Source organism: Vibrio aquaticus (assembly GCF_003970385.1).
Lineage (GTDB): Bacteria > Pseudomonadota > Gammaproteobacteria > Enterobacterales > Vibrionaceae > Vibrio > Vibrio aquaticus.
Window position 1 is genome coordinate 1137651 of sequence record NZ_RXZH01000001.1, and the last position, 19090, is coordinate 1156740.

At 44.6% G+C, this 19090-nt stretch carries 15 protein-coding genes; 6 read left to right on the forward strand and 9 right to left on the reverse strand.

What is annotated here, in order from left to right:
• Positions 1-7: 7 nt before the first annotated feature.
• Positions 8-394: an SMU1112c/YaeR family gloxylase I-like metalloprotein gene (gloA2, locus tag EJ063_RS04865; protein ID WP_126572868.1), complete on the forward strand. Its 387-nt coding sequence runs from the start codon at positions 8-10 to the stop codon at positions 392-394.
• Here the strand turns inward: gloA2 and EJ063_RS04870 are convergent.
• The 6 genes from EJ063_RS04870 to EJ063_RS04895 form a co-directional block, all read right to left on the reverse strand.
• Positions 391-1191, reverse strand: coding sequence for a Cof-type HAD-IIB family hydrolase (locus EJ063_RS04870; protein WP_126572869.1), 801 nt, complete (start codon positions 1189-1191; stop codon positions 391-393). The genes gloA2 and EJ063_RS04870 overlap by 4 nt on opposite strands.
• A 183-nt stretch (positions 1192-1374) precedes the next feature.
• Complete coding sequence (locus EJ063_RS04875) at positions 1375-2967, reverse strand: BCCT family transporter (protein WP_126572870.1); 1593 nt, start codon at positions 2965-2967, stop codon at positions 1375-1377.
• A 184-nt stretch (positions 2968-3151) separates the two neighbouring features.
• Complete coding sequence (locus EJ063_RS04880) at positions 3152-4378, reverse strand: quaternary amine ABC transporter ATP-binding protein (RefSeq protein ID WP_126572871.1); 1227 nt, start codon at positions 4376-4378, stop codon at positions 3152-3154.
• Entirely contained in the window at positions 4371-5270 is a 900-nt protein-coding gene (locus tag EJ063_RS04885; protein WP_126572872.1) for an ABC transporter permease, read from the reverse strand. The genes EJ063_RS04880 and EJ063_RS04885 overlap by 8 nt, the downstream gene beginning before the upstream one ends.
• 92 nt (positions 5271-5362) lie before the next feature.
• Complete coding sequence (locus tag EJ063_RS04890) at positions 5363-6352, reverse strand: ABC transporter substrate-binding protein (RefSeq protein ID WP_126572873.1); 990 nt, start codon at positions 6350-6352, stop codon at positions 5363-5365.
• Positions 6353-6566: 214 nt separating this feature from the next.
• Positions 6567-8318: an SgrR family transcriptional regulator gene (locus EJ063_RS04895; protein WP_126572874.1), complete on the reverse strand. Its 1752-nt coding sequence runs from the start codon at positions 8316-8318 to the stop codon at positions 6567-6569.
• A 445-nt stretch (positions 8319-8763) separates the two neighbouring features.
• Here EJ063_RS04895 and EJ063_RS04900 point away from each other — a divergent pair, with 445 nt between their 5' ends.
• A complete protein-coding gene (locus EJ063_RS04900; RefSeq protein WP_126573118.1) occupies positions 8764-10200 on the forward strand; it encodes a coniferyl aldehyde dehydrogenase in 1437 nt (478 codons plus the stop codon).
• A gap of 277 nt (positions 10201-10477) precedes the next feature.
• Positions 10478-10786, forward strand: coding sequence for a hypothetical protein (locus EJ063_RS04905; RefSeq protein WP_126572875.1), 309 nt, complete (start codon positions 10478-10480; stop codon positions 10784-10786).
• On the opposite strand, the gene EJ063_RS04910 is transcribed toward EJ063_RS04905, so the two are convergent.
• From EJ063_RS04910 to EJ063_RS04920, 3 genes are all read right to left on the reverse strand, one after another.
• Complete coding sequence (locus EJ063_RS04910; protein ID WP_126572876.1) at positions 10787-11944, reverse strand: GGDEF domain-containing protein; 1158 nt, start codon at positions 11942-11944, stop codon at positions 10787-10789.
• Positions 11945-12293: 349 nt separating this feature from the next.
• Entirely contained in the window at positions 12294-13364 is a 1071-nt protein-coding gene (locus EJ063_RS04915) for a DUF3541 domain-containing protein (RefSeq protein ID WP_126572877.1), read from the reverse strand.
• Between the two features lie 128 nt (positions 13365-13492).
• Positions 13493-15715 carry an EAL domain-containing protein gene (locus tag EJ063_RS04920; protein ID WP_126572878.1) on the reverse strand — a complete coding sequence of 741 codons (2223 nt, stop codon included), beginning with the start codon at positions 15713-15715 and terminating at the stop codon, positions 13493-13495.
• Positions 15716-15923: 208 nt separating this feature from the next.
• Here EJ063_RS04920 and EJ063_RS04925 point away from each other — a divergent pair, with 208 nt between their 5' ends.
• The 3 genes from EJ063_RS04925 to EJ063_RS04935 all read left to right on the forward strand — a co-directional run bounded on the left by EJ063_RS04925 (position 15924) and on the right by EJ063_RS04935 (position 19070).
• Entirely contained in the window at positions 15924-17285 is a 1362-nt protein-coding gene (locus EJ063_RS04925; RefSeq protein WP_126572879.1) for a diguanylate cyclase, read from the forward strand.
• Between the two features lie 86 nt (positions 17286-17371).
• Positions 17372-17806: an Mpo1 family 2-hydroxy fatty acid dioxygenase gene (locus EJ063_RS04930; protein WP_126572880.1), complete on the forward strand. Its 435-nt coding sequence runs from the start codon at positions 17372-17374 to the stop codon at positions 17804-17806.
• 247 nt (positions 17807-18053) lie between these two features.
• Complete coding sequence (locus EJ063_RS04935; protein ID WP_126572881.1) at positions 18054-19070, forward strand: TRAP transporter substrate-binding protein; 1017 nt, start codon at positions 18054-18056, stop codon at positions 19068-19070.
• Positions 19071-19090: the final 20 nt, after the last annotated feature.

Sequence of the window (19090 nt, forward strand, 5' to 3'; positions counted from 1 at the left end):
AGTGTTTGTGTCTTTACTGGCTATTCACCATGTTGCGATTATTTGCTCTGATTACGCGGCATCAAAACGTTTCTATACCGAGATACTCGGGCTCGAAATCTTAGCGGAAAACTACCGTGCAGAGCGAGACTCTTACAAATTGGATCTGGCTTTGCCTGATGGCAGCCAAATTGAGCTTTTTTCTTTCCCTAATCCTCCTAATCGACCTTCAAGACCTGAAGCGCAAGGATTAAGACATTTGGCTTTTAACGTTAAGTCTGTTGAGGAATACGCACAATATCTTGAGCGAAGTGGCGTTGCGGTTGAACCGATTCGAATCGATGAATTTACCGGTAAGCCGTTTACCTTTTTCCAAGATCCTGACGGCTTACCGTTAGAGCTATATCAAGCTTAACGTAGCAATTGCTGCTTAATGACCGTTAATACACCGGCTTCTTTATTGCTTGGTGCAGAAAAACGGGCTGTCTCTTTCACCACCGGGTGGGCGTTGTCCATTGCGTAAGAGTGATAGCTCGCTTTTAGCATTTCAAGGTCATTGAGGTAATCACCAAAACTCATGGTCTGCTCATGACTGAAATCCAGAGTGCGCTGTAGGTGTTCAATCGCAGCGCCTTTTGACGCGACAGCGTTCATCACATCAAGCCAGATTTTAGCGCTAACGACCACTTGGTGGCTGTCACCAAATGCCGCATTAAATGATGGGAATACGTTTGCTTCAGTACCTTCGAAGTGACACACGGCGACTTTGATGAAATCATCTTCAACGGCAGTTAAGTCTTCAACGTACTGACAACGTTTATAGTACTTAGCAAACTCTTCGAGTGCTTTTGGATCTTGCGTTTCAATGTAGGCTGATTTCTTACCACAAAGCACAATCTGAGCGCCTGAGATGGCACGAGCTTGTTCAATGATCTCTCTAATAGAGTGCTTATCTATTTCACAGCTATAGAGCTCTTTGCCTTTATGCATCACCATGGTTCCATTCTCAGCGATGAACATCATGTGATCTTTCAGTGGCTCAAAGGTTTCGATCAGACTGTAATATTGTCGACCCGAAGCGGCAGCGAAAATGATGCCTTTTTCTTCAAGCTGACGATAAATATCAAAAAATTCGGGATTAAGTTGGCTGTTTTCGTCAAGTAGTGTGCCATCCATATCGGCGGCGATGAATTTGATGTTAGGGTTTGGCATTTGGATAGGTCTTATTTTGCCATGCGGCACGTTGGGATTGAGAATGATAAGTTACATGAGTTTGGTGTGGACTCAAGTGATTCATATCAAATTCACTGCACGACAAGAAAAGAAAGCCCGAGTCGAAACAGCAAAAAAAGCCTAGCAATTCGCTAGGCTTTTCTATGTTGCTCGCTACAGGGATTACGCGTAGCTGAGTTTATGATGCTGCATTTCTGTACGCAGGCCTAAGATTAGGCTCCAGCACATCAGTAGCAAGATAAACGCAAATGGCAGTGCCATTGATACCGTACCCGCTTGAAGGGCTTGGATAGACTCAGTACCACCTACCCAAAGTAGAACGGCTGCAATTGCGCCGCCCATTACCGCCCAAAATACACGCTGAGGTACTGGTGCATCGACTTTACCACCAGAGGTAATGCTGTCGATAACCAGTGAACCAGAGTCTGATGACGTAATGAAGAACACCATGATCAGACCAATCGAAACAACAGACAGTACAGTGCTCATAGGTAGAGCATCGTAGGTGTGGAATAGCGACAGAGTAATGTCTTTCAGGCCATTCATACCAATCTCACCGACTTTGTTGGCGACTTGGTCAATAGCAATACCACCAAAGATCGCCATCCAAATTACGATGACAGCCGTTGGAATAAAGAGTACTGCGACAATAAACTCGCGAATCGTACGACCTTTTGAGATACGTGCGATGAACATACCAACAAATGGTGACCAAGAAATCCACCAAGCCCAATAGAAAACAGTCCAACCTTGCATCCAAGTTTCATCTTCACGACCGTGAGGGTTACTTAGAGGGATAAAGTTTTCAATATAGCCCATTAGCGCAGTTGGGACCGCTTCAAGGCCAACCATACCACCTGCGATGGTGACGAAAACAAGCAGTGCAAACGCCACGACCATGTTGATGTTACTCAGTACTTTAACTCCGCCATTAATACCGCGAATCACTGAAATGGTAGCAAGTAATGTGATGACTGCAATCACACCAAGCTGCATGCCAATACCACCTTCGGTGCCAAAGACGTGGTTGATGCCGCTTGCGGCTTGTTGAGCACCTAGGCCCAGTGATGTTGCTAAGCCAAACAGCGTTGCTAGAACCGCAATAATATCAACAATGTGACCAAACCAACCCCAAGTTCTATCACCCAATAGAGGATAGAAGATAGAGCGAATAGACAGTGGCATACCTTTGTTGAAAGTGAAGAAAGCCAGAGCGAGCGCTACGATGGCGTAGATAGCCCAACCATGAATACCCCAGTTGTAAATTGTCGCGCCAAGTGCAAGCTTCGCCGCTTCAGGAGAGTAGGCTTCAACGCCAAGTGGCGTTTCGTACCAACCTGTAAAGTAAGCCACAGGTTCAGCAACGCCCCAGAACATCAGGCCAATACCCATGCCTGCGGCAAACAGCATCGACATCCAAGAAAGTGTCGAGTGTTCCGCTTTGGCTTCCGTACCGCCGATACGAATTTTTCCGTAAGGAGAGACAATAAGCGCGACACAGAAAATAACGAAGAGATTCGCTGACCACATGAAGAAGCTATCGAAATTGCCGATAACTTGCCACTTCATGCCATCAAGCGCGGCTTTAGCAGTGTCTGCATCTGATGCTAGAAGGGCAATTAGAAAGAGAATGATGGCGCCAGCACTGATGCCGAATACGGGGTTATGAACGTCAAATCCCCATTTTTGAATGTTGTCCTGACCAACAGTATAGTCAGTGTTTTCAATACTATACCTGTCCTTAGTATGACTCATTAATCCTCACAAAATAATTAGAGTTCGAAGTAAATTCGGAGCACAGGTTAACAGATGTCGTACTTAAACTAAAGTTTGATCACAAATTTAGATTGAAATGATGAATGGATGTAGGAAAAATTGCGAAGAGCTCTAAGGAATTAATTAAGCGCCAACCTTGCAGTTGGCGCTGATACAAAGCGGGCTAAGAAGCCTTATCCAACTTTGGGTTTGGGGTATTATCTTCCTCCGCTGGATCAGAGAAAATTTCTGCTACTGCGCTACGTTCTAACTCACCTTGTAAGTTACCTTCATCATCAACAACAGGTAGTGAATAATCGTATGACATGGTATCCACCAGTACTTCTTCGATGGCGGCATCTGGCGAAACAGAAGGGACTTCTTCATAAATCTCTTGGTTGAACTCTTCTTGAGAAGCGTCTTTCGCGGCGTCCAATAGACCTTCTTTGGTCAGAACACCTTGATAGCCTTCTTCAGTAACGTGGTAGGCGTAATCTTGCTTGATGCCCTTCATTTGAGCGATAGCTTCTTGAATAGTATTAGCCGTAATTCGATACGCTGGCGGGTTCATGACGGTTTCAACGGTTAAGGCGCGAGCACGATTCACGTCTTTAACGAACGCTTCTACATAATCATCCGCTGGGTGAAGAAGGATCTCGTCAGGCGTTCCTTGTTGAACCAACTCACCGTCTTTCAAAATGGCAATTCGGTCACCAAGACGCAGGGCTTCATCTAAGTCATGGGTAATGAACACGATGGTTTTGTGTAGTTTTTCTTGCAGTTCGATCAACTGATCTTGCATTTCGCTACGAATCAGAGGATCTAACGCGGAAAACGCTTCGTCCATTAACAGAATTTCTGCGTCTGTACACAGCGCGCGTGCTAATCCAACACGCTGCTGCTGACCGCCTGATAGCTGCGACGGGTACTGATTTTCATAACCTTTTAAGCCTACCGTTTCTAACCATTCGTTGGCTTTGTTCAATCGTTGGGATTTTTCTACCCCTTGAACTTCTAAGCCATAGGCAACGTTATCAACAACGGTACGATGGGGTAACAGGCCAAAGCGTTGAAATACCATCGACATTTTGTGGCGGCGAAACTCTTCCAACTCCTTTTGGTTGAGCTTCATTACATCTGTTCCCTCAACTAAAATCTGTCCTTCGGTCGGGTCAATGAGTCGATTGAAGTGTCGAATTAGTGTCGATTTACCTGAGCCAGACAGACCCATAATGACAAAAATCTCCCCTTGCTTGATGCTTAGGTTGATCTCTTTTAAGCCGACGGTATGACCGGTATCGGCTAAGACTTTGTCTTTGCTTTCACCCTGTTTGACTCGCGGCATAACGGTGTGAGGCTTATTGCCAAACACTTTGTATAAGCCACTGATTTCGATAAGTGGTTTAGTCATGCTTAAGGTCTCCTAAGTGGGCTTGAGTACGCTTCGCGTAAGCTTGAGATGCGCGATCAAACAAAATTGCCAGCGCCACGATGGCGAAACCATTGAGTAGACCAAGAGTAAAGTATTGGTTAGTGATCGATTTAAGTACGGGTTGGCCCAAGCCTTTAACCCCGATCATGGATGCGATCACGACCATAGAAAGCGCCATCATGATGGTTTGGTTGATGCCGGCCATGATAGTAGGCATCGCCAAAGGTAGCTGGACACCTAACAGTCGTTGCTTGGCACTTGCCCCAAAGGCGGTAGACGCTTCAAGCACTTCTCTATCGACCAAGCGAATACCAAGATTGGTGAGGCGTATCACTGGAGGAATGGCGTAGATAACAACGGCAATTAATCCTGGGATTTTACCAATGCCAAGTAGCATAACCACTGGAATGAGGTAAACAAACGCGGGCATAGTCTGCATGATATCAAGCATAGGTGTGACAACCGACTGAACACGGTTTGACCTTGCCATGGCGATACCAATAGGAATGCCTAAGATGATTGAGAGCATAGTACAAACAGTGATGATACTGAGTGTCCGCATCGTATCTTCCCACATACCGAAATAGCCAATCAGTATCAGAGAGACAAAACAGCCCAACGAGAGCTTCCATGAACGGCTTGCGGCATACACTAGGCCGGTACAAACCGCGAGAATGATCATCCAAGGCGTTGAAATAAGGAGTTTTTCGAACCAGATTAGAAATGAGAGTAGTGGATCAAAAAAGGATTCGATCATATCTCCGTATTCGCGTGAGAAGTCGCGATATGCGCCATCAAGGGTTTTTCTAATGGCTCTGAGATCTGAGCGTTCCATCTCAGGAAAGCTGTTGAACCAGCTATCATTTGACATCAATAAGTTCCTTTTATTCTCGTTCACTGCCTAAGTGAGGCAGTGAACGAGTACATCTACAGGATAGTGTTGAATACACTAAGAAAAGTGCGTTATAGCGCTTGTTGTACTTTGCTTACCACGTCTTGCGGTACCCAAGCTTGCCAAATTTGTGGGTATTCCTCTAAGAAGTGGAACATCGCTTCTTCACCGTCTGCTTGGTTGTCTTCCATCCACGCAAGCAGTTGGTTCATATCAGAGTTTGTGAAGCCACGTTTCGCGAAGTAGGCATACGCTTCTGGCGCGCGAGTCGCGAACTCTTCAGTGGTGATGGTGTGAACTGGTGATGGTGGGTACATGGTTGGTTTTGGATTTTCACACTCAGGTTGAGTGGTACAGCCAACAAACTCAGCTTCGTCAACGCCGCTTCCAAAGTCGACTTTCACCATTTCGTATTTACCAAGTACGGCTGTTGGTGCCCAGTAGTAGCCAAACCACGCTTCTCCACGTTCGTAAGCTTTTGCGATTGAACCTGAAAGGCCTGCACTTGAACCTGGGTCAACAATGGTGAAGCCTGACTCTTCTAAACCCAATGCATTGAAAAGGTGTCCGGCACTGATCTGACAGTTCCAACCTGCTGGACAGCTGTAAAATGCCGAGTTATCAGGATCTTCAGGGTGCTCAAAAAGCTTCGCGTATTTTTTAACGCCTTCAATGGTTGCCATTTCTGGGTGCTTATCGACTAAGTACTTTGGAATCCAAAAGCCTTCTTCACCACCGTCTACCAATGATTTACCAGCATAGCGGAGACGTTTTTCAGCAACACCTTTATCGAGTGCGTCTTTTAAGCTGTTACTCCAAAGCTCAGGTGCGACATCAGGCTGTCCTTTTTCAATCATTGAAGTGCCTGTAGGCATAGTGTCACCAGGGATGAGTTCAGCATCACAGCCATAACCGTGCTCTAGGATAAAGCGGTCAACGTTGGCAATTACAGTGGCTGAGTTCCAGTTCATATCTGCGATTGTAACTCTGCCACATTCCTCTGCCTGACTGTGGAAAGCGGTTGCGGTTAGGGTTAGTAATGCAGCCGTTTTTAGTTTCATTTTAATTTCCTTTTTAATGAATACCTTATAAAAATAGCGAATTGATATTTAGAGTTCAAATTATTCTGCAAAAGTTATGAACGAGGTTTGCTATTCGAAAACTAGGAAATGGACAAAAAGTCAGCGAAATTGGCTTGTTTTTAGTGTGTTTTACTGTGTCTAATTCATATATTTGTAACTAATTGTTTTGAGTTCGAAGTAATCGGGGCTTGTGCTAATCCGCAGACCAAACATTTTTGATATCGGGCCAGCCCCAGTTTGTGAGCGCAACGTCTTTCAGCACGCCTTGAAAGCGTAATGTCTGGCGATGATGAAACAGCGGTGAAAGCCAGAACTGATTAATCAACGCAGATGCTACCGGTTCAAGATCAACCAAATACGCATCTAAAGGTGTGTCTCGGCGAAGTTGGTCGAGACGTTCGATCAACCACTGTTTCGATTCATCGCCGATACAACGTTGTATGATGGGGTTGTGGTACAAGCTGTTAAAAGCGGAGGCATGACGATTGTCATCAAGATTTATGTTGGTAATGACCATCGCTTCTGTCAACGTTCCGGTGTTCGCACGAGCGGTTAGCTCTCGATAGCTATAGGCGTTGATCTGGACGCTTACTCCTTTTTTTTGCAGTAGATGCTGCACAGCCAAAGCGCAGTGCCAAAGTGAACTGTATTCATACACCGCAATGGTCAGGGTATTAGGTAGCTCAACTTCTGGCATTTCTGGGCGAGTAATCTTATGCCACATAGGCAAAAGGTTATGAGCGGTTTCGCAGCCAAACATGAGTGAGTTCTCTTCTAAATAACGGTATACCTTGTCAGCGGTTAAATAAGTTGAGAGGAAACGTCTTTGAGCATCATTTAGGCTTGTTCCGGCACTCTGATTAAAAAGCACAAACATGCAGCCATCTTCGGTTCTGCTCTGCTGCACATCGATATCGACCTCTTGGCTGACCGTATGCGAGACATAATAATTGCAGTCTTGTTTTTGCTGAGCCCCTGGCTGGTTGGTCTGAATTTGTTTGTTCTCTAGCTCTTTTTCATCTAGATGCCAAATCGTGACTTGGTCGGTCAAGGCTCGACAAGCGTAATAGCGGTCAAAGGCTTGTAAGCAAAGTTTAGCGTTTGAATGTTCAGTGATTTCAAACGGGCCTGAACCCACCACATGGCGAGACGTTGAATGGGCCACTTGGCTTGGAGGTTGAATGGAATATTTCACCCCCGACAATAGGCCGCCAAACCCAAGATCGGGCTTAGAGAGTTGAAATATCAGTTTGTTGGCGTTAGGTGAGTGCACACTAACTAAATGGTTAAGCTCGCTGGCGTAATCTTCAAGTGGCATCAGTTTATTAAACAGCTCAGCAATGCAAGCGCCATCAATAGCGGCTCCATTGTGGAACGTCAGCCCCGGTCTGAGATAAAACGTCCAAGTCAGTTGATCGGTATCGTAGTGCCAATGATGGGCAAGTTGTGGAGTGAGCTCTCCGGACGAAGAACTGCCAACCAGGCAACAATAGACCTGCCTTAATAAATACCGTTCACTGGAGCGCTGAAGTTGGTGAGGCACTAAACGCTCAAATGGACGTTTATAGGTTAACTGAATGTGCAGCAACCCCTCGCGCATGGATGCCCCAGAAGTGCTTTGCAGCAAGCGGCCAAAAGCGACTTCATCATCATCGAGTATTGAGAGTGCTTTTTCGTACTTGCCTTGCAAAATGCGTTTGGCGGCAAGTTGGTTCTTCAGCTCATCGAGTTGATGGTTAAGCACTAATGTTGAACGTTGGTTACGTCCGACTTTGGGCGTCCAACTTAACCACTCTAACTGTTGCATTTGATTGAGTAAGTTGCGCGCATGGCGAGGACTCGTAAATAGGGTCTCGGCAACAGAAGGGAGCGCGGTTTTGATCTCTTCACCTATTCCTAGTTGAACTAGGCGAGTGTAATAACGAACCAGATTTAAGTCAGACATGAATCTACTCTAAAAATCAGCAATATTTGGGACTAGTGTGTTCCCTATTTGGCCGTTTTTCCATATTAAAACGTCTGATCTTGCAACAAAGTGACAATAATGGGAAAGGATGTGAAAGATTTGGCCAGTTTTTTTGTTCCTGATTAAGCCTCAGAATATAAACCGACTGAGGAGATGACGATGACCACTACGAGACTTTCAGATTACTACCAAAAGAGATTATCCCAATCTCATAACGCATTTGAGCGTTGGGTTCTATTCCAGCTGATAACCATGATGGCTTGGTAAAGAATAAAAGTGGCACCAATCTAAACATGCTCCTGACCCCCACGAACTGATTGATTGGTGTCGCTTTTTCTCTACTCACAAATATCGATGTTTGATGCACAAGACTTTGGCGTCGATAGTGGCTACTATTAAAAAAAGTGCTCAGTTGGTCAATAATATGGAAAAAGTGGTCGATATAAATAAGTGGCAAAAGGAACACGTCAAAAGCGAACAAGACTTGCTCCAACTATTTCATGAGCTGAAAGGTCATTACCGAAAAGATCCTACCCCTGATTATTCACATCGTTTAAATCAGTTACGTACACTCAAGCAATCCCTACTCAGTCATCAGAGCGCGTTAGTCACAGCCTTGAATGACGATTATGGTCACCGCAGCGAATTTGATAGCTTGATCTGTGACTTACTGCCTGCGACTGGCCATATCAACTATACCTGTCGTCAGCTCAAAAAGTGGATGAAACCGAGCAAGCGCCATTCTGGTTTACTTCTCATGCCTTCGAGTGTGCGAGTTGAATATCAACCACTCGGTGTAGTAGGAGTGATGGTGCCTTGGAATTTTCCTATCGTACTGAGCATTGCACCTATTGTGACGGCTATTGCCGCGGGCAACAAAGTGATGGTTAAGCTGAGTGAACATACCCCTAATACCAACAAGGTGTTGAGCCAAATATGCGCAGTCTTGCCTGATACTGTCTATGTGATTGAAGGTGAAGCGGAAGTATCACAGTATTTTTCAGCCTTGCCGTTTGATCACTTAATTTTCACCGGCTCAACTACCGTTGGACGTTTAGTCGCTGCTGCTGCGGCGAAAAATTTAACGCCAGTCACCTTAGAGCTTGGTGGTAAATCGCCAGTTATTGTTGCCGATGATGTCGACATTTCACGCTCGGTTGATGCCATCATGTTGGGTAAATCGATCAATGCTGGCCAAATCTGTGTTGCCCCTGACTATGTTCTTGTGCCTCAGGGTAAAGAACTGCAATTCATAGAAACCTACCTTAGTCGATTCGAGCAACGTTATGTCAATGAAGGCCGCTTAGATGATGTCACTCACATAGTGAATCATGCGCAGTATAAACGTTTGAAGCGCTATCTAGAGGACGCCAAAGAGTGTGGTGCCTCTCTCCATACGCTCGAGCATGTAGAAGTCGAAGGTCGACAGCTGTTGCCTTACCTTGTTACGGGTGTGACCGATCGCATGCTGATTATGCAAGAAGAGATATTTGGGCCGATTTTGCCTGTCATTGGTTATCGTCATATCAGTGAAGTGATCGCATTTGTTAACGCTCGTCCTCGTCCCTTGGCTTTGTATTTGATGTCAGATGATCGACTTCTACAGCAACAGGTCATCGAACAAACGCACAGTGGTGGTGTCGCGTTCAATGATACTCTGCTTCATGTCGCCGCAGACGATGCGCCATTTGGTGGAATAGGGGAATCTGGCCTTGGTCATTATCACGGAGAAGAAGGTTTTAGAACATTTTCAAAAGCCAAAACCATTCTCTCTACGCCCTCATGGCTGCCCAGATCGCAGCTGCTACTTGGGTATAAGCATTGGGCTCTCAAAGTTATTGCACGGTTGTTTTTGCGTTAAGTGACTCTCACTCCCTCAAAGTAAATGCAATACCAGTCAAAGAGAACTCTTTGACTGGTATTTTATTGTCATTTTGAGAATAGAGTTGAGATTGGCGACTTCATTTTGTCTAACCATTTGAAAGTTAATGATTAAATTTCTGGTACGTCCTTTGCTCTATACTTAATAAGCAATGAATGGATTCGATTGTGACGAACAATGGCATCGAAATAACCAGATCATAGTGCGATCACCGTTAACTATACTTAATGGTGAGAGGCTAGAACAGGAGGGATTTATGGCTGTAGTACCTAAACACAACGATGTGGGGTCTCGTTACGATCCTTCTCAAGATCTGACCGCAGAGCAGCTTCACCGATTCGGTCAAGTCGCGGGTAAAGCGCAAGAACGCCGTAAAGAAAGAAGCGATAAAGGCTTATTGTCGAGTCGTGACAGAGAATACGTATCGAAACGTCAAGCATTGAAAGATGCCGCTTTTAAACCGATAGTGAGACCCAAAAAAGATCAACGTAACACGGTTCGTTATGCTGTGTGGATGCTGGTGGTAATGATCGGAAGTCTATGGCTAATGTACATGACGCGATAATCATTTAATCGGGGTCACGTTTGCCAAGCTTGCTCTCTTATTCTCAGGCAATGTGTTCAAGTGGCTTTCACTGTAGAACTTGTATTGGTTCTTACCTGCATGCTTCGCTGAGTACATGGCTTTATCAGCACAACGCGTCAATTCAGATAACGTAGTGGCGTCTTGTGGAAACAGTGATACTCCCACGCTAACCGTGAGTTGATTGATGCGTTCATTATGTGAAGGGCTATACTCAGAATCAAACAGCTGACAGATCCTTTGCATAATCCCTTCTAAGTCTTTCATGGCTTTCACATCGTATAGAAGAACGACAAATTCATCGCCGGCAAATCGAGCGATGGAGTAGTCATGACGATTGGTTTTTCTATCTTTGTTACGAATATTGTTTCTCAATCGTTTGGCAAAGTGCTGCAACACGCGATCCCCCACATCATGCCCGTAGCTGTCATTGATGACTTTAAAATTATCAATGTCGATAAATACTAACGCGGTTAAATCGTTTGAGTGTCGTTTCTCATTAAGCTTCCCGCTTGCCCAATTTTCAAAGCTCCAACGGTTTGCCAGGCCAGTCAGCTGATCCAAGTAGGCGAGATCTTCAATACCTTCATTGTATAAGGTCTGGATATAAGCCATGACCTTAGCGTAGTAATAGGCAAAAATGTTACACAGTAAGCAGAGTGCGCATAGGCTCAGTAAAAAACGGCTCTGAGGAGAATCTGACTGCAGCTGAACCGCTTGAGGAAACTGGGTAGCAACAATCGTGAGAGCGCAGAAGCCGGTGCTGAGTAATGCCCCTAACTTAAAGTCATTGGCGAAGATGAGAACCGCCAAGATCGGGTAGAACCAAAGTAACCTATCGCCAATCTGCTCTCCGTAGAAAAGTAGGACCACCCCTTGAAAAAGAAGAATACAACTTAAGACCAAATCACAGTAGTGAAGGTGGCGGTGTCGGATCAAATAGTAAACATTTGCGGCCAGAATAAAGGAAGAGAATAAATTCACTGTGCTAAGAAAGTAATCTCCTTCGATAAAGCGGAGTAGGGCGTAGGAGCCTAAAATAGTGAGGGATATCATAGAACAGATCAAAACGATGGTGGATTTTCGCGTAGCGCGAATATCGGCCATTTCTTCGATTTGTCTTCCAGCAAGCTGTGGCATACCTTGTTTCACCTTTTACGCAGTCCCTCAAGCAAAGTTTAGAACAGAAATATCTACCTGAATGAGCAACAAAATTTTATAAAAATCGGAATGTTAAACACTAGTATGCAAATGCATTCTTATCAAATTTGAGTGAGGATTAATCATCAAAATTTTGACTAGACGATTATCTTTGGCTAAATGGGGGCTAAAGTGTCTCTGTGTTAGACTTTTGACGTTTTGATATTTATTGGCGTTATATGTTCGAGGTTAATTATGGCTAACTGATATAGCAAATTCGTCTAGTTATCCACTCGTCTTTGAGATGTGAAGCGCCCAGCGAGTTTGGCGCTTCAAGGTGTGAGAGTCATTATTGAGGGATAAGCCCGTAAGGCAAACTAGAGAAAACTTTAGGGTTTCCTTGGAAGGTTGGCGCGTTGTTCACCTTTTGCCAGTCGAGTAACATAATCGCAAGCACATTACGATGTTCTCCATAGGCCACATCGAAATCACCAGTGACAGAAGGGATCATGCCTTTTTCTGAATCGATTGATTTTTGTATCGCTTGACGGGTTTTCTCTACGACTGGGTCATCTTCTAGGCCTGCCAGAAGAAAGCTAATGCCGACTTCCGCAATAACATCCTCTTTTGCTCTGAGCAAAATGGTGTCGATATTGGCTCTGAAATAGTCATAGATCCACTGATGTTCAGTCTCACTCACCTGACGTTGATAATATTCGGAGTCGGCGAAGATAATGTGGGTCATTCCATAGAGCTTATTGCCGTATTGCTGTTTTGATAGCTTTTTGTCTTGGCTGTCTGGATAGGCTTTCTTGAACGTTTCAATGAAAGGGGCAACGACGTCTTGCTCGCCAAGCTGCTTTAACCAATAGACCTGATTGGCTAATTGAGCCGCCCACGCTTTTATCATGTCTTGGTCTGTTGCGTATTTTGCGAAATCATAGCGTCGGATGATGTGACGAAGCTTCTCGTCTTGTTGGTGCTTTAAGCCGTATTCATTTGCTCTGGCCATTGACCCTAATAAATCGACACCTAAGTAGAGGTACTCGGGTTGATGCTTGGTGACGGTGTAACGTCTAAGGCTGCGCTCATCGGTTTCGTCACTATAGCCCGCAATGCGTTTTTCAGAGTAGAGCAAGATTTGTTCAGGTGTATGGACTTCAGCCGCAAAACGATTGAGTCGACTGGCGACTCTTGCCATGTCACTCCAGACGGCAGCAGAATACTTGGGATCTAATGTTTGGCGAAACATTCTTAGTCCATAATGACCTTCTTTAAAGGCAGGCAGCGTGTACAGCTGACTTTCGTAAGTCTCACGGATTGTGTCTGCGGAAGTCGCAAAGCTGTCTGACTGAGGCGAAGCAATAACGCTAGGGGCGATGGCTAGACTAAGGCATATAGCCAGGAGTTTTCCACGCATTATCGTGTCCTTAAAAGAGATGAATGACTCAATTAAATCTATCAGATAATTCAATGACTATGTGAGCAGTCCGTCAGAGATAGACAGACTTTGACAGTTTATTGCAAGCGTAGCGAGTTATGTCGGATTCACACATTCTTGCTTAGCTGGCAAGAATTTAAGTGTTTAAGCTCGTCAATCAATGGTCTTGGCTTAGCAATACCAAACCCTTGGGCGTAATGGATATTTAGGGATATCAGAATTTCGGTATGCGCGTCAGATTCAACAAACTCGGCAACCGTCTTTAAGCCCATCGTTTGCGCGATGTGACTGATGTTACTCACGATCGCTTTGTCGGTTTCATCTTTGTCGATTTGAGCAACAAACGAGCCATCAATCTTAAGTACATCGACAGGAATACGGCGTAAGTAGTCGAAAGAGGCATAGCCTGTACCAAAGTCATCAAGTGCGATCTTACAACCGTGAGCTTGCAGAGAACCAATGTTTATCGATGCTTGCAATTCATCATCAAGAGGTTTGCTCTCAGTGATTTCAAAACAGATCTTATCTAAAGGAATATCGTAATGATGAGCCTTTTCAACGATGAGACGATCAAGACCGGCATGAGTCAGCGCCTGCGCTGTGAGATTGATACAGCAATGCTCAATTAAATCCCAGTTGGTGACGTACTCTTGTAACGTTTTGAACGTGTTGCGAATAACCCACTTATCAAGATCCACCTCTAGGCCGAACTCGTGAATAAGTGGGAAGAACTCTGCAGGAGGCAGTATGTCACCGGTTTGGCTTGGCAAACGCAGCAGGACTTCAAATGAAGTCGCTGAGCTAGGCGCTTGAAGCGCTTGGTATGGTTGACAGAACAACTCGAAAGCATCGTTATCAAATGCTGCTTGAATCTGACTCAGTTTGGTAATGTCGTTACTCTCTTCACCGGAAAGATCGACTTCTGTCACCGCCATGAAAGCATGAATCTTATGCCCCTGTGAACACAACTCTGATACTGCTTTTCCAACCTCTATGTCATTGGGCATGAGGCCATACACAATTTTTGGGTTGAGGATCTTAATTGAGCGCTCTTGCCAATTAAAAGAAAACGCTTCAGCTAAGTGATGTATTTCGTGTAACTGTTTGGTATTGAGTGTGTTGTTATCAACGAGGTAGATCAAGCTGGTTGTAAACGGGGCGATATAAGCATTTTGACACAATGGACTGTGTTGCTTTAAATGCTGAGAGAGCTGAGCGACGAGCTCACCCTTACCGGCCAGCCCTAATGTTTTCAGGCGGCGCGTAATCTCTGAAAGATCGATTAGGATCAATGTCGGTTGCGAATTTTGTATCACGTCATCGTGTAGTTGAGCTAAAGAAGAGAGCTGGGTGTACGGGTCTCTACGTTCACTCAGGATCGCTTTTTGAAGTGTGACGTGGTTTCTCAATGCCTGTGCGATCATTAAGAAGATGACACAATTGATGGTAAATAAGATGGCGATCAAACTATAGAATGTTTCGATTGAGATCTGCCCTTCATCAAAAGCATTCACTGAGCTATAAGTGCTGATTAAGCTTAAGCATAAGGTCAGTAAGCTTGGTTGGATAAATCCAAAATTGCCTAACCCTAAGCCGATCACCGGAACTAATATGATGCACAAAGCATTTAACGTGAGTAGATCGTCAGCCACAAAAGCAGAAAGAAGAATGATTGAGCTAATGATCACCCAAGGTTTGTAAAAGTAATGATGCTCACCTTTTTGACGCATCTCTGCGTTGAGGTTAAGGAGCCGTGTTCGGTGTTCTTGCTTACATAAGGCAAACAACGATAGGAAGGTCGGTGTTAATAATATTTGCGTCAGTGCGCTACTGAGAATGGCATAGCCGTAGTAGTGGAGGTCATCCATAAATGGGTAGTTGAACGCTTGGGAGACGACAACGATTGCTACCGTCATAACAATAGGGTACACCACGATCATTACGCTGATATAGGTAATCGCTTTCATGGCGTAGTTATTGTCGGTAATCGATGCGCTCAGTTTTAAAAAAAGTGAGGTAAACAGATAGATGATGCAAGGCAGAACGAGAGAAAATGCAATCGCGACCGAAAGTTCACGTTGTGAAACAAACAGATAATGGACAAGTAAAGAAAGAATAATCGCAGGTAAGGCTCGTGCTCTTAGAACCAAGGTTAGCGCGGCAATGAGGCTAGCGGTGAAGGACAAGATATGAACACGCTCTGAATGCAGCTCAAAAATATCTGAAATCTGAAAGCTGAAAAGGAGAGAGAGAACAATTCCCACTTGGAGCAATAGAGACGTCAAAAACGTTCTCGATAAGGCTGGGAATGTGAATGAGATTAAAGGCATGCTCGCAATATACTTGTATGGTGTACCATAAATAAAGGTAGCAATATTGCTGTGCCTTATCAACAATTTTATCTGTTTGCGATGAAAACTAGTGCAATTTAATGTACGTTTTATAGAGAAGATAATAATTATTAAAAATATCACTTAAATGTGATGATCCAACGATACTTCAGTTTAATTTAATTGCATTGCTTTTTTTGGGGGATGGATGGCCTATCACAAGGGCAAACATTTATACATTAATGCGCTATTTTTGATCACGATTGTTTTTTCAGTCGGGCTCGTTGAGTCTCTTGATAAAAGCCAGAAGTCGTTTCTTCGTGACAGCTTACTTGCTCGTGCTAAGGAAGAGCTCTCGATCGTTCGCTCTGAGATTGAAGCTGCGGTTGTATCCGATATTTATGTAGCCAACGGCCTCTCTGCTCTGATTGCAGCCAACCCTGAGTATGAGTTCTCAGGTTGGTCTTTGATCGCATCGAGTATTATGCGTAAGAGTCGTCATATTCAAGTGCTTGGATTAGCCCCGGATGACGTCATCCGTTATATCTACCCAGAAGAAGGCAATGAAAAAGCGTTAGGACTGGATTATCGTACTGTCCCAAGTCAGTGGCGCACGGTGAAAAAGGCACAAGAAATTCAAGATATCTTTATCGCCGGGCCAGTGAACTTAGTGCAAGGTGGCAGAGGGCTGGTTGCACGTATTCCCATCTTTTCTGATCCTCCCTACAACGACCAATATTGGGGGGGATGCAGCGTCGTCATCTCTCTTGATTCTTTGTTTTTAGATGTTGGCATCGCATCGTTTGAACACAAATACAATGTTGCACTCCGAGGAACAGACAGCTCAGGGGCGGATGGCGAAGTATTTTATGGTATTCAAAGTACGTTCGACAATGCCTTTGCGGTTGAGTCGGTCCACTTTCCACATGGCAGTTGGGTGATTGCCGCCTCCACAAGAAGTGATCTTCTCGCAGACAGTGAGTGGTATCGAGTACATGCGGTCCGGCTATTGGGCTACCCGATGTTGACGCTGTTGATCATCGCTTTCTTCATTACTTATCGATTGTATAAAAACGCCAATCGACGAGCGTTGCATGATGAACTCACTCGGTTACCAAACCGCCGTTACTTTATGTATACGCTCAACGAGCACTTCGATACAGCAGCGCGAAACCTTAATAAGCATAAGTTCGCGATCCTCAATATTGATCTTGATAAGTTTAAGCGAATCAATGATACCTATGGTCATGCTGCTGGTGACAAAGTGTTGATTGCGACCGCAGAGCGACTTAAGAGTGTTTTGCGCGCATCGGATGTGATTGCACGCACTGGTGGAGATGAATTCCTTGTTTTACTTCCACGGGTGGAGCGAGTGGAGGACATTGACATTATCAATATTGAACTTCAAAAAGCGATTTGTCATACACCGATAATCTACGAGCAGCATTTGATCAATATCCATGTCAGTGTTGGTTATGCACTGTATAAAGAAGATTTGCTAGATGTGGACGATATGCTAAAGCTTGCTGACGTAAGGATGTATCAAGAAAAACGCCGTCAAAATAGTTAGGCTATCATCAACTTTTAGGCTGAAAAACGGCAGACAGTGATATCAGGTGCTATAGAAAGAGTAGGTATATCATCAAGGTGAGTCGTATGAAAGAGTTGAGCCAGTGGTTGTCTGAATATGGTGAAAGTCACCAAAATCCCATTAATCAGAAGATCCACAAGGTCGCGGTTCCGGGTATATTTCTCTCGGTGGTGGGACTGATCTGGTCGATACCCGCACTCGAGCTCTATGGCTTGGTATTGAATTGGGTATGGGTTGCAGCTGTTCCTATTCTGATTTTCTATTTTCGTTTATCACTGAGCGTTTTTTTGATGATGCTGGGGTTTACTCTGGCGTGTATCTCATTAATTTGGTCGATTGAATTGATGGGGGCGTCGGTACTATTAGTATCACTGGTTCTCTTCGCTGCTCTTTGGCTGATTCAGTTTATTGGCCATAAAATAGAGGGCAAGAAACCTTCTTTCTTCGAAGATCTGCAATTTTTGTTGATTGGGCCTATTTGGGTTTTCCGTCAGCGATGAAACGACTTATGTACAGACTTTAACGTTTGCGCAAAATCCCGTGCTCTAAATCACACTTCTTTACAAGTTTGTTAATTCCTTAGTAGTAGTAACTGACAAATGTGACAGTTGTCATGGTAAATGATGTCTTGTTACCGGTAACATTTGTATCAACGTTACCGGTAACATAAAAACTACAGCCGGTAGGTAACCAACAAGTCATTCCGGCTAGATTGGACAACTGAAACGAATAAAGGAACTCCCTACTATGAAAGCACTGACAAAAACTCTACTTGCTGCCTCAATGACTGGCCTATTCTCGATGTCGGCAATGGCTGCTGACTTCACACTTAAAATTCAGTCATCTGATCCATCAGGTGATCTTAACTTTAAGGTTCAGCAAAACTGGGCTGAGCGTGTAGAGACAATGTCCAACGGTCGTATTGATATCGATCTTCTACCAGTAGGCGCGGTGGTTAAACACACTGAAACTCTGGGTGCGATCAAAATGGGAATCCTTGATGGCCAAGTGACTGCAACAGGTTACTTCTCAGGTAAAGATCCTGCGTTTGGTCTTATCGGTAACATGGTTGGTGCTTGGTCAGACACGACTCAACTGCTGCAGTACATGAACTACGGCGGTGGTAACGAGCTAATGACAGAGCTTTACGCGCCATACGGTGTGAAGTTTGTTGGCGCATCAACGACCGGTGTTGAGTCATTCATTTCTAAAAAGCCAATTGATGGTGTGGATGATCTAAAAGGTCTTAAACTGCGCGCGCCGGAAGGTCTGGTTCAGCAAGTATTTGCAGCAGCAGGTGCTACGCCCGTTAACCTGCCAGGTTCAGAAGTCTTTACCGGCCTAAGCAAAGGTGTTATCGATGCAGCAGACTACACTGTATTCTCAACTAACCAAAAAGCAGGCATGAATGATATCGCAACACACCCAGTTCAGCCGGGTTTCCACTCTCTACCTCTGATCGATATTTCTATCTCACAGAAGAAGTGGGACAAAATGCCAGCGGATCTCCAAACCATTCTACAAACGTCAGTTCGTGACTTCTCTTACGACATGACGACTCAGCTAAAAATGGCTGATCAAGCGGCAGTGAAAGAAGCGCAAGCAAACCCAGAAATCACGATTCATGACTGGTCTCAAGAAGAACGTAAGAAGTTCCGTGAAATCGCAAAAGGTCAGTGGAAGGTGTTTGCAGAGCGTTCTCCTAACGCTCAGAAAGTATATGACTCTGTAACAACATTCCTTGAGACCAATGGTCTTCTTTAAGCTACTCGCGCTTGTTTAGC

What these genes read in the sequence shown, in the direction of transcription:
- EJ063_RS04870 (WP_126572869.1), bottom strand. Translation starts at nt 1,191, where the DNA reads ATGCCAAACCCTAACATCAAATTCATCGCCGCCGATATGGATGGCACA.
- EJ063_RS04875 (WP_126572870.1), bottom strand. Translation starts at nt 2,967, where the DNA reads ATGAGTCATACTAAGGACAGGTATAGTATTGAAAACACTGACTATACT.
- EJ063_RS04880 (WP_126572871.1), bottom strand. Translation starts at nt 4,378, where the DNA reads ATGACTAAACCACTTATCGAAATCAGTGGCTTATACAAAGTGTTTGGC.
- EJ063_RS04885 (WP_126572872.1), bottom strand. Translation starts at nt 5,270, where the DNA reads ATGTCAAATGATAGCTGGTTCAACAGCTTTCCTGAGATGGAACGCTCA.
- EJ063_RS04890 (WP_126572873.1), bottom strand. Translation starts at nt 6,352, where the DNA reads ATGAAACTAAAAACGGCTGCATTACTAACCCTAACCGCAACCGCTTTC.
- EJ063_RS04895 (WP_126572874.1), bottom strand. Translation starts at nt 8,318, where the DNA reads ATGTCTGACTTAAATCTGGTTCGTTATTACACTCGCCTAGTTCAACTA.
- EJ063_RS04900 (WP_126573118.1), top strand. Translation starts at nt 8,764, where the DNA reads ATGGAAAAAGTGGTCGATATAAATAAGTGGCAAAAGGAACACGTCAAA.
- EJ063_RS04905 (WP_126572875.1), top strand. Translation starts at nt 10,478, where the DNA reads ATGGCTGTAGTACCTAAACACAACGATGTGGGGTCTCGTTACGATCCT.
- EJ063_RS04910 (WP_126572876.1), bottom strand. Translation starts at nt 11,944, where the DNA reads ATGCCACAGCTTGCTGGAAGACAAATCGAAGAAATGGCCGATATTCGC.
- EJ063_RS04915 (WP_126572877.1), bottom strand. Translation starts at nt 13,364, where the DNA reads ATGCGTGGAAAACTCCTGGCTATATGCCTTAGTCTAGCCATCGCCCCT.
- EJ063_RS04920 (WP_126572878.1), bottom strand. Translation starts at nt 15,715, where the DNA reads ATGCCTTTAATCTCATTCACATTCCCAGCCTTATCGAGAACGTTTTTG.
- EJ063_RS04925 (WP_126572879.1), top strand. Translation starts at nt 15,924, where the DNA reads ATGGCCTATCACAAGGGCAAACATTTATACATTAATGCGCTATTTTTG.
- EJ063_RS04930 (WP_126572880.1), top strand. Translation starts at nt 17,372, where the DNA reads ATGAAAGAGTTGAGCCAGTGGTTGTCTGAATATGGTGAAAGTCACCAA.
- EJ063_RS04935 (WP_126572881.1), top strand. Translation starts at nt 18,054, where the DNA reads ATGAAAGCACTGACAAAAACTCTACTTGCTGCCTCAATGACTGGCCTA.